Annotated in this window: 8 protein-coding genes, 1 rRNA gene and 1 pseudogene (1 of these 10 running past the window's edge); 5 read left to right on the forward strand and 5 right to left on the reverse strand. The window is 72.0% G+C overall.

The window, feature by feature from the left end; genetic code table 11:
* Together MCBG_RS07785 and tyrS are read right to left on the reverse strand one after the other, a co-directional pair.
* Nucleotides 1-316: ribosomal RNA gene (locus MCBG_RS07785) — 16S ribosomal RNA — on the reverse strand; it reaches 1,230 nt to the left of the window's first position.
* Nucleotides 317-925: 609 nt separating this feature from the next.
* Nucleotides 926-2,209, reverse strand: coding sequence for a tyrosine--tRNA ligase (tyrS, locus tag MCBG_RS07790; RefSeq protein WP_043330331.1), 1,284 nt, complete (start codon nucleotides 2,207-2,209; stop codon nucleotides 926-928).
* Nucleotides 2,210-2,310: 101 nt separating this feature from the next.
* Between tyrS and MCBG_RS07795 the strand changes: the two genes are divergently transcribed.
* The 4 genes from MCBG_RS07795 to MCBG_RS07810 all read left to right on the forward strand — a co-directional run bounded on the left by MCBG_RS07795 (nucleotide 2,311) and on the right by MCBG_RS07810 (nucleotide 4,679).
* On the forward strand, nucleotides 2,311-2,700 hold the full coding sequence (locus tag MCBG_RS07795; protein ID WP_043324903.1) for a PaaI family thioesterase: 390 nt from the start codon (nucleotides 2,311-2,313) through the stop codon (nucleotides 2,698-2,700).
* A gap of 71 nt (nucleotides 2,701-2,771) precedes the next feature.
* On the forward strand, nucleotides 2,772-3,998 hold the full coding sequence (locus MCBG_RS07800) for an NRAMP family divalent metal transporter (protein ID WP_043324904.1): 1,227 nt from the start codon (nucleotides 2,772-2,774) through the stop codon (nucleotides 3,996-3,998).
* Nucleotides 3,995-4,375 carry a hypothetical protein gene (locus tag MCBG_RS07805; protein ID WP_043324905.1) on the forward strand — a complete coding sequence of 127 codons (381 nt, stop codon included), beginning with the start codon at nucleotides 3,995-3,997 and terminating at the stop codon, nucleotides 4,373-4,375. Before MCBG_RS07800 ends, MCBG_RS07805 begins: the two co-directional genes overlap by 4 nt.
* Complete coding sequence (locus MCBG_RS07810) at nucleotides 4,362-4,679, forward strand: hypothetical protein (RefSeq protein WP_043324906.1); 318 nt, start codon at nucleotides 4,362-4,364, stop codon at nucleotides 4,677-4,679. The genes MCBG_RS07805 and MCBG_RS07810 overlap by 14 nt, the downstream gene beginning before the upstream one ends.
* Before the next feature lie 25 nt (nucleotides 4,680-4,704).
* Here the strand turns inward: MCBG_RS07810 and MCBG_RS07815 are convergent, their stop codons facing one another.
* The 3 genes from MCBG_RS07815 to MCBG_RS07825 all read right to left on the reverse strand — a co-directional run bounded on the left by MCBG_RS07815 (nucleotide 4,705) and on the right by MCBG_RS07825 (nucleotide 7,344).
* Complete coding sequence (locus MCBG_RS07815; RefSeq protein ID WP_043324907.1) at nucleotides 4,705-6,060, reverse strand: hemolysin family protein; 1,356 nt, start codon at nucleotides 6,058-6,060, stop codon at nucleotides 4,705-4,707.
* Between the two features lie 144 nt (nucleotides 6,061-6,204).
* Complete coding sequence (locus MCBG_RS07820; protein ID WP_043324908.1) at nucleotides 6,205-6,831, reverse strand: hypothetical protein; 627 nt, start codon at nucleotides 6,829-6,831, stop codon at nucleotides 6,205-6,207.
* A gap of 9 nt (nucleotides 6,832-6,840) precedes the next feature.
* Nucleotides 6,841-7,344, reverse strand: a complete 504-nt coding sequence (locus tag MCBG_RS07825; protein WP_043324909.1) for a GNAT family N-acetyltransferase — start codon at nucleotides 7,342-7,344, stop codon at nucleotides 6,841-6,843.
* 133 nt (nucleotides 7,345-7,477) lie between these two features.
* On the opposite strand from MCBG_RS07825, the pseudogene ppdK reads away from it, so the two are divergent.
* A pseudogene (gene ppdK / locus MCBG_RS07830) lies at nucleotides 7,478-10,136 on the forward strand (pyruvate, phosphate dikinase).
* Nucleotides 10,137-10,176: the final 40 nt, after the last annotated feature.

Here is a 10,176-nt window from a genome sequence, read left to right on the forward strand (position 1 = left end):
TCAGTCCCAGTGTGGCCGGTCGCCCTCTCAGGCCGGCTACCCGTCGTCGCCTTGGTAGGCCATCACCCCACCAACAAGCTGATAGGCCGCGAGCCCATCCCAAGCCGAAAAACTTTCCACCAAACACCATGCGGTGCAAGGTCATATTCGGTATTAGCCCCGGTTTCCCGGGGTTATCCCAAAGCCTGGGGCAGGTTGCTCACGTGTTACTCACCCGTTCGCCGCTCGAGTACCCCGAAGGGCCTTTCCGCTCGACTTGCATGTGTTAAGCACGCCGCCAGCGTTCGTCCTGAGCCAGGATCAAACTCTCCAACAAAAACTTTGTCGAACAGCATCCTGGCAACAAAAGTGTTGCCAAAGGAATCCCAACCAGCAACCATTCCAAAGAACAGCCACCAGTCCGGGGTATAAAACAATTGGCACTGGCTTTACAAGCACCCTGTTGAGTTCTCAAAGAACAACCACACACCAACCAGAAACCCCGCACCGCGGAGCCCCCGTTTGGGGCATTTCGTTCAACCACCCGCCGCTCTCGCGCCGGGCACTTTTACTACGTTACCCGGTGGTTTCTGCCGTGTCAAACCGGTGTCAACCGGTTTGTCGTGCATCACCTTTTTACCGGGCACCCCGATTCAACCGACTTCCGTCGGTCGTTCCGAGGAATTCGGCAGGCCGGCCGCCCGCGGTTTCCCGCTGGCTCGTCCGTTTCCCTGCCGGCCGATAACCTTACCCGGTCGGTTCCGCCTCGCCAAATCCGCCTCCCGGCGAATCCGGGGCACCACCCGGTTCTCAGGTCCTGCGCTCCGGCCTTCCAGGTCTTTCGCCTGTTTCGTCCGTTCCGCGCTGGCAGAGAGAAAGTTACGCGCCCAGCGGAGTGATCGTCAAATCCGCTGGGCGCGTCCCGCGTCACATTGTCGACAACGGACTATCCGCGCAGCTCGACACCGGCGAACGAGCGCTTGCCCCGGCGCAGCACGAGGTACCGGCCGTGCAGCAGGTCGTCCGCCGACACGGTGGCGTCCACCTCGGAGATCCGGGTGTTGTTCACGTACGCGCCACCCTCGGCGATCACCCGGCGGGCCTCCTTCATGCTCGGCACCAGGCCGGACTCCTTGAGCAGGCCGGCGACGTCCGGCAGCTCGTCGAGACGCACCAGGCCGGCCTCGGTCAGCGCGGCGCGCAGCGTCTCCGGGGCCAGCTCGTCGAGCGAGCCCCGCCCGAACAGCGCCTGGCTCGCCGCGACCGCCTGGGCCGTCTCCCGCTCGCCGTGCACCAGCGTGGTCAGCTCCTCGGCGAGCGCCCGCTGGGCCAGGCGCGCCTGCGGGCGTTCCGCGGTCGCCTTCTCCAGCTCCTCCAGCTCCTCACGGGAGCGGAAGCTGAAGTACCGCAGGTAGCGGCTGACGTCCCGGTCGTCGGCGTTGACCCAGAACTGGTAGAACGCGTACGGGCTGGTCATCTGCGGGTCGAGCCAGATCGCGCCGGACTCGCTCTTGCCGAACTTGGTGCCGTCGGACTTCGTCACCAGCGGGGTGGTGAACGCCTGCACCGGCCCGGCGCCGCGCCGGCGAACGTAGTCCACCCCTGCGGTGATGTTGCCCCACTGGTCGGAGCCGCCGTACTGGAGCTGGCAGCCGTGCCGGCGGTGCAGCTCGAAGAAGTCGTTCGCCTGCAGCAGCTGGTAGCTGAACTCGGTGAAGCTGATGCCCGTCTCCAGGCGCGCCCTGACCACCTCGCGGGCGAGCATCTTGTTCACCGGGAAGTGCTTGCCGACGTCGCGGAGGAACTCCACCACCGACATCTCGCCGGTCCAGTCCAGGTTGTTGACCAGTTGCGCCGCGTTCTCCCCGGTGTACGTGACGAACGGCGAGAGTTGCTCGCGGATGCGCTCCACCCAGCCGGCCACCACCTCGGGCGAGTTGAGCGTCCGCTCGGCGCTCTCCTTCGGGTCACCGATCTGGCCGGTGGCGCCGCCGACCAGCAGCAGCGGCCGGTGCCCGGCGAGCTGGAGCCGGCGCGCGGTGAGGACCTGCATGAGGTGGCCGACGTGCAGGCTCGGGGCGGTCGGGTCGAAGCCCACATAGAACGTGGCCTGCCCGGCTCCGAGCAGGTCGCGCAGCTCGTCGAGGCCGGTCGAGTCCTGGATCAGGCCCCGCCACAGCAGGTCGTCGGTCAGGGAGTCCCGCCCCTGCGGGAGGTTGCTGTCGGTCACGGTCACCGATTCTCCCCCATTACCGGACCCGGGCCGTACCGGGTTTGCCGAGGTGCGGCCGACTAGGCTGGCGGCGCCGTCGAACGCGAGGAGGAACCGCGGTGGACATGCCGAACCTGACCGGTGGCTTCGTGGCCCTGCTTGGCCTGACGTTCGACGAGGTCAGCGGGGACCGGGTGGTGATCCGGTGGAAGGTGCGCCCGGAGCTGCACCAGCCGTACGGGATCCAGCACGGTGGCGTCTACTGCTCGGTGGTCGAGACGGCGGCCAGCATCGGCGGCGCGCTCTGGCTTGGCGACAAGGGCAACGTGGTCGGGGTGTCGAACCAGACCGACTTCCTGCGCGCGGTGCGCGACGGCGAGCTGACCGCCGTCGGCACGCCCGTGCACCGGGGCCGCAGCCAGCAGCTCTGGCTCGTGGAGATCACCGACGCGGACGGCCGGCTGGTGGCCCGCGGCCAGGTGCGCCTGCAAAACCTGACCGCCTCCTGACGCATTCGCCCGAAACCGGGCACTGACGCCGATATCGTCGCCTCGGTGAGATCGTCCGCTCCCGAACCGACGTGAGGAAGCTGTTCGCCGCCACGCTCGGCGTGCTGTCGGCCGTCGGCGGCTTCGTCGACATCGGTGACCTGGTGGCGGCCAGTCAGGCCGGCGCGCTGTTCGGCATGGCCCACACCTGGGTGCTGCTGGCCGGCGTGGTCGGCATCTGCGCGTACGCGGAGATGGCTGGCCGGATCGCGGCGGTGAGCGGGCGGGCGGTCTTCGACCTGGTCCGGGAGCGGCTCGGGCCGCGGGTGGCGCTGCTCAACCTGGTCGCGTCGTGGCTGGTCACGGTGGTCACGCTCGCCGCGGAGCTGGGCGGGGTGGCGCTGGCGCTGCAACTGGCCACCCGGGTGAGTCACCTGTTCTGGGTGCCGCTCGCCGCGCTGGCCGTCTGGCTGGTGCTGTGGCGGCTGCGCTTCGAGCTGATGGAGCGGATCTTCGGCCTCGCCGGGCTGGCGCTGCTGGTGTTCGCGGTCGCGCTGGTGGCGCTGCCGACCGACTGGCCGGAACTCGGGCAGGGCGCGTGGCAGATCAGCGCGGCCGGGCACGGCTGGCCGCTGTACTGGTTCGTGGCGGTGGCGCTGTTCGCCTCGACGGTGAGCCCGTACGAGGTGTTCTTCTTCTCCTCCGGCGGCGTCGAGGAGCGCTGGAGCGCGGCGGACCTGGCGCGGGCCCGGTCGAACGTGCTGATCGGCTTTCCGGTGGGTGGGTTCCTGGCGTTGTCGCTGGTGGCCGTGGCGACGGTGGCCTACCACCCGTCCGGGGTGTCGCTCAGTACGCTCGACGAGGTGGCGCGGCCGGTGGCCACGGCGCTCGGTGGGGCCGGCCTGGCCACCGCCGTGCTGGCGTTCTTCGCGGTGACGTTCGGCGCGGCGCTGGAGACGGGCCTGTCGGCGGCGTACGCGGCGGCGCAGTACTTCGGGTGGCAGTGGGGCAAGCGGGTCCGCCCCCGGGAGGCGGCCCGGTTCCACAGCGTCCTGCTGGTCGGTCTGCTGCTCGGCGTGGTGATGCTGATGACGACCGTGGACCCGGTGCGGCTGACCGAGTACATGCTGGTGCTGAGCGCTGTGGTGCTGCCGCTGACGTACCTGCCGATCCTGGTGGTCGCGAACGACAGGGGGTACCTCGGCGACCGGGTCAACGGGCGCTGGATGAACCTGCTCGGCGCGGTGTTCCTGCTGCTCATCGTCGCGGCGTCGGTGGCCGCGATCCCACTGGCGATCATGACGGGGATGGGTCCATGAGGGTTCAGCTGGCCAAGCGGCTGCTCGACCGGCAGATCGTCGACGTGGACGGACGGCTGGTCGGGCGGGTCGACGACATCGCGTTCGCCGTCGACGACGAGGGCTTCCCGTACGTGGACAGCCTGCTCACCGGGCAGGGGGCGCTCGGGGAGCGGATCGGCGGGCGGGTCGGTCGGCTGCTCGTGGCGGTGGCGGACCGGTTCACCGACGACCCGCCGGTGCCGCCGTTGCGCGTACCGCTGTCGCAGGTCGCCCACGTGGACAGCGCGGTGCGGCTGCGCTGCCGGGCGGCGGACCTGCCGCCGTCGCCGGTGGAGGCGTGGCTGCGCCGGCACCTGATCGAGCACATTCCCGGGTCCGGCCGTGCGAGCGGGTGAGCTGCTCGGCCGTACCGCCTACGACCTGCACGGGCGGCGGCTGGGCCGGGTGGTGGACGTGGTGGTGCGCGGCGGGTGGCCGCCGGACCGGCTGCGGATCACCGACGTGATCGTCGCCGGGCACTGGTGGACCCGGGTGATCAGCCGCCTGATCGGCCCGGAGCTGCACCCGTCCGGGCCGTGGCTGCTGCGGATGGTGGCCCGGCTGGTCGGGCGGAGCACCCGTCAGCTGCCCGCCGACGCGGTGCAGCTGCTTCCGCCGGTGCCCGGCTTCCCGTTCGGCCCGCCGGTCGGACGCCGCTGAGGCCCGAGTTGCCGGACGCCGTCCGTCAGCGGCGCGCCTCGTCGAGTTCCGGGGCGTCGGCCGGCTCGCCGGCGTCGTCCGCGGCGTCGTCGTCCGGGGAGTCGTCGCCGCGGCCGCGCCGGCGGACCCGCACCTCGGTGATGGCCCGCTGGTCGACGTCGGCCACCGCCAGCTCCCAGCCGTCGACGGTGACCTGCTCCCCCGCCACCGTCGGAATGTGCCCGAGGCAGATCAGCACCAGCCCGGCGACGGTGGTGTAGTCGCCCGCCGGCCGGTTCGGCAGCTCCACGCCCAGGTCGGTCAGGTCGTGCACCGGGAACGTGCCGGGCAGCACCAGCGTGCCGTCCGGCTCGGTGCGCACGGAACGCAGGTCGCGGTCGGTCTCGTCGTAGATCTCGCCGACGATCTCCTCGAGGATGTCCTCCAGCGTGACGATCCCGTCGACCGCGCCGCGCTCGTCGACCACGAGCGCGATGTGCTGGCGTTCGGCCTTGAACTGACGCAGCGCGTCGACCACCGGCAGCGAGTCGGGCAGCAGCATCGGCGGGCGGGCGATCTCGTCGACCGGCCGGTCGTCGGAGACGCCGACCAGGTCACGCAGGTGGATGACGCCGACCGCGTCGTCCAGGCCGCCGTGGCGGACCACCGGCGCCCGGGAGTGGCCGGTCGCCGCCAGGACCAGCCGCGCGGCCTCGGCGGTGGTGCCGCTGTCGAGCGTGAAGACCTGCAACCGGGGTACGAGCACAGCCCGCAACTGCCGGTCCGCGATCTCCACCGCACCGGCGATGATCGTGCGCTGTTCCTTGGTGAAGCCGTGGTTGCCGGCCACGATGTCGCGCAGCTCGTCCGGGCCGATCTCGTCCGGCTCGGCCTTCGGGTCCAGGCCGAACAGGCGTACCACCAGGTCGGTGGTGGCGCCCAGCAGCCAGACGGCGGGCCGGGTGATGCTGGAGAGCAGGTCCAGCGGGCGGGCCACCAGCAGCGCCCACCGCTCGGCCGACTGCATCGCGATCCGCTTCGGGGCCAGCTCGCCGAAGACCAGCGTGACGAACGTGAGCACCAGCGTCACCGCGACGATGGCGACGGTCTCGGCGGCGTTGCCGAACACGCTGAGCAGCGGCACCAGCGGCCGGGCCAGCGAGACCGCGGCGGCGGCGGACGCGAGGAACCCGGCGAGCGTGATGCCGATCTGGATCGTGGCCAGGAACCGGTTCGGGTCCTTCGCCAGGCGGGCCAGTGTCCGTCCGCCCCGGCCGCTGCGCTCCAGCCGCTGCACCTGGCTGTCCCGCAGGGACACCAGGGCCATCTCGCTGCCGGCGAACGCCGCGTTGAGGATCACCAGCACACCGACCAGGGCCAGCTGGCTCCAGTAGCTCTGCACGACCGGTTATCTCCCTCGACCCGATCCGGGCCGGCCGACGGCCGACCCGCCGGCCGGCAGATCCGGTCGGCGTGGCCCCTCTGTGCCCCGCGGGCCCGCCGCTGAATCATGACCGGCCCCGGTGTCACCCGCCGGGGCCGAGGTTCAGGCCGGTACGGGCAGGTCGAGCACGTACGCGCCGCCCTCGGGCCGGAATCCGAGCCGGTGGTAGTAGGGGGCGACCATGCCGGGCGGGCTGACCACGCGGCGGAAGCCCCGGTCGGTGAACAGCCGGCTGCGCCGGTAGACGAACTCGCCCGGGGTGAAGTCCCGGAACGGCGGGGTCACGTAGTCCAGGTCGATCTGGGCCACGCCGCCCGGTTCGGCGTGCGAGAGCATCACGCCGACCACCTCGTCGGCGCGTACCACCAGGAACGCCGAGCGGTCGTCGGCGTCGGCGTCCCAGCGGAAGCCCGGGTTGAAGCGGGCGATATCGGCGGCGTGCACCCGCAGCGTGTGCGCCAGGAAGGCGTCGCCGGTGCCCACCTCGACCACCTGGTAGGTCTGCTCGTCGTGCCGGGTGGCCAGCAGCTTGCGCAGGTACCAGACGTTGATCACGGCGAGCACCACGTTCAGCCCCACCATCGGCCACACCTGCACTGCGGTGTTGTAGCCGATCAGGATGAGGCAGCCGACCAGGTTGAGCGCGCGCAGCCGCAGGATCCGGGTCTGCAGCAGGGACCAGACCAGCAGCGCGGAGCCGGCCCAGCCGACGAGTTCCAGCCAGTTCACCCGGGGAGACTAGCGGTCTGCCTGGTCAGACCCCTCGGCGGGCAGCTCCAGCACGTACTCCTCGACCTCGGCACAGCGCGCCGGGGCGTACCCCGAGTCCTCGCCGACCACGACGAAGCCGCACTTGCGCAGCACCGCCAGCGAGGCGGCGTTGTCCTTCGCGGCGCGGGCGTGCAGCGGCCGGTGCGGCACCTCGCGCAGCAGCGCGCGCAGCGCCGCGGTGGCGTGGCCGCGCCCCCAGTACGCCGCGTCGATCCAGTAGCTGACCTCGGTCTGCTCGCCGACCGGGAACGCCGCCACCCGACCGACCAGCCGGCCGTCGACGGTGACCGCGCGGTTCACGATGCGCGCGTCGGCGCGGATGCGCGCCCAGTGCGCCTCGAACGCGGCCCGGTCGGACGGATCCTTCGGGCCGAACGCGGCCATCCAGTTCGCCTGCGGGTCCTGCTCGTGGGCGAAGAAGGCGGGCAGGTCGTCGTCGCGCACCGGGCGGAGCAGCACCTCGTTTGTCACGGCCGGAACGATACGGGCCCCCTCCGACACGGTCGGGACCTCCGGCCCGGTGTGTGTCCCGTCCGGCCCTGCCGCACGGCCGGCCGGCCCGGTTACCAAGGAGGTGCAACGACGCAGTCGAGGAGGCCGGACCATGCCGAAGTACGTCTACGACTTCATCGAGGGTGACCGCAGCCAGGCCGACCTGCTCGGCGGCAAGGGCGCCAACCTCGCCGAGATGACCCGGCTCGGGTTGCCGGTGCCGCCCGGGTTCACCGTCACCACCGACGCGTGCCGGGCGTACCTGGCCACGGGGCGCGCCGGCCGGGCTGTACGAGGAGATAAACGCGCACCTGCGGGAGGTGGAGGCGCGGCTGGACCGGTGGCTGGGTGACCCGCGTGACCCGCTGCTGCTGGCGGTGCGCTCCGGCGGGCGGTACTCGATGCCGGGGATGATGGAGACGATCCTCGACATCGGGCTCAACGACACCACCGTGGCGGGGCTGGCCGCCCGCACCGGCGACGAGCGGTTCGCGTGGGACTCGTACCGGCGGCTGATCCAGATGTTCGGCCGCACCGTGCACGGCATTCCGGGCGACGAGTTCGAGCACGAGCTGGCCGCGCTGCGGGCCACCGCCGGCCCGGGCGGGCCGGGCGCCGGGCAGCTGCGCGACCTGGTCGACACGTACAAGAAGATCTTCGCCCGGCACGTCGGGCACGACTTCCCGCAGGCTCCGCACGAGCAGCTGTTCCTGGCCGTGCGCGCGGTGTTCGAGTCCTGGCACTCGGAGCGGGCCCGGATCTACCGGCGGCAGGAGCGCATCCCGGACGACCTGGGCACCGCCGTCAACGTGATGGCGATGGTGTTCGGCAACCTCGGCCCGGACTCCGGCACCGGGGTGGCGTTCACCCGTGATCCGGCCACCGGCGCACCCGGCGTGTACGGCGACTACCTGAGCGACGCGCAGGGCGAGGACGTGGTGGCGGGCATCCGCAACACGGTGCCGCTGACCGAGCTGGCGAACCTCGACCCGGTGAGCTTCCACCGGCTGCGGGAGATCATGGCGACGCTGGAGCGGCACTACCGCGACCTGTGCGACGTCGAGTTCACCATCGAACGCGGGAAGCTGTGGATGCTCCAGACCCGGGTCGGCAAGCGCACCGCGGCGGCGGCGTTCGTGATCGCCGCGCAGCTGGCCGAGGAAGGGCTGATCACGGCCGACGAGGCGCTGACCCGGGTCACCGGCGCGCAGCTCGCCCAGCTGATGTTCCCGGCCTTCGACACCGCCGGCGCGCCCGAGCCGCTCGCCGTCGGCGTCGGCGCCTCCCCCGGCGCCGCGGTCGGGCGGGTGGTCTTCGACTCGGCCGCCGCGGCGGCGTCCACCGGGCCGGTGATCCTGGTCCGGCCGGAGACCAACCCGGACGACCTGCCCGGCATGATCGCCGCGGCCGGGGTGCTCACCTCGCGCGGCGGGAAGACGTCGCACGCCGCCGTGGTGGCCCGCGGCATGGGCCGGACCTGCGTCTGCGGGGCCGAGGCGCTGACCATCGACGTGGAGCGCGGCGAGTTTGCGGTGGGCGAGCAGGTGGTGCGCGCCGGCGAGGTGATCTCGATCGACGGCACCAGCGGGCGGATCTGGCGCGGCGAGGTGCCGGTGCAGCCGTCCCCGGTGGCCCGGTACCTGACCGGTGAGCTGCGGCCGGAAGCCGACCCGCTGGTCGCCGCCGTGCACCGGCTGCTCGGGCACGCCGACGCGGTACGCACGCTCGGCGTCCACGCCAACGCCGACACCCCGGACGACGCGCGCCGGGCCCGTGAGCTGGGCGCCGAAGGGATCGGTCTGTGCCGCACCGAGCACATGTTCCTCGGCGAGCGCCGGGAACTGGTCGAGCGGCTGATCCTGGCCGACGGACCGGCCGAGGTCGGCGCGGCGCTGGACGCGCTGCTGCCGTTGCAGCGGGCCGACTTCGTCGGGCTGCTCACCGCGATGGACGGGCTGCCGGTCACGGTGCGGCTGCTCGACCCGCCGCTGCACGAGTTCCTGCCTCCGCTCGCCGAGCTGACCGCCCGGGTGGCGGGCGCGCAGGCGCGCGGCGAGGAACCGGGCCACGACGGCGTGCTGCTGACGGCGGTACGGCGGATGCACGAGACGAACCCGATGCTGGGGCTGCGCGGCGTGCGGCTCGGGCTGGTGGTGCCGGGTCTGTTCGCGATGCAGGTGCGGGCGCTGGCCGAGGCGGCCGCGCAGCGGGTCCGGGCCGGCGGTGACCCGCGCCCGGAGATCATGGTGCCGCTGGTCGGGGACGTGCGGGAACTCGCCGCGGTGGCGGACGAGGCACGGCGGGTCCTGGCCGGGGTGCCGGACGCGCCGGAGATCCCGATCGGCACCATGATCGAGACGCCCCGGGCGGCGCTGACCGCCGGGGACATCGCCGCCGAGGCGCGTTTCTTCTCCTTCGGCACCAACGACCTGACGCAGATGACCTGGGCGTTCTCCCGGGACGACGTGGAGGGGGCGTTCTTCTCCACGTACCTGGAACGGGGGATCTTCCCGGTGTCGCCGTTCGAGAGCATCGACGCCACCGGCGTGGGCCGGCTGGTCCGCCTCGCCGTAGCCGAGGGGCGGGCGGCCCGGCCGGACCTGACCGTCGGGGTGTGCGGCGAGCACGGCGGCGACCCGGACTCGATCGGGTTCTTCGCCGCGGCCGGGCTCGACTACGTCTCCTGCTCGCCGTACCGGGTGCCGGTGGCGCGGCTGGCCGCCGGCCGGGCCGCCGTCGAGGCCCGTACCGAGAAGTCCGACTCCCGCTAGGAGGGCAGCGTCATGACCGCCATCTTCAACCCGACCGGTC

Source organism: Micromonospora sp. M42, from assembly GCF_000568915.1.
GTDB classification, from domain to species: Bacteria; Actinomycetota; Actinomycetes; order Mycobacteriales; family Micromonosporaceae; genus Micromonospora; species Micromonospora chalcea.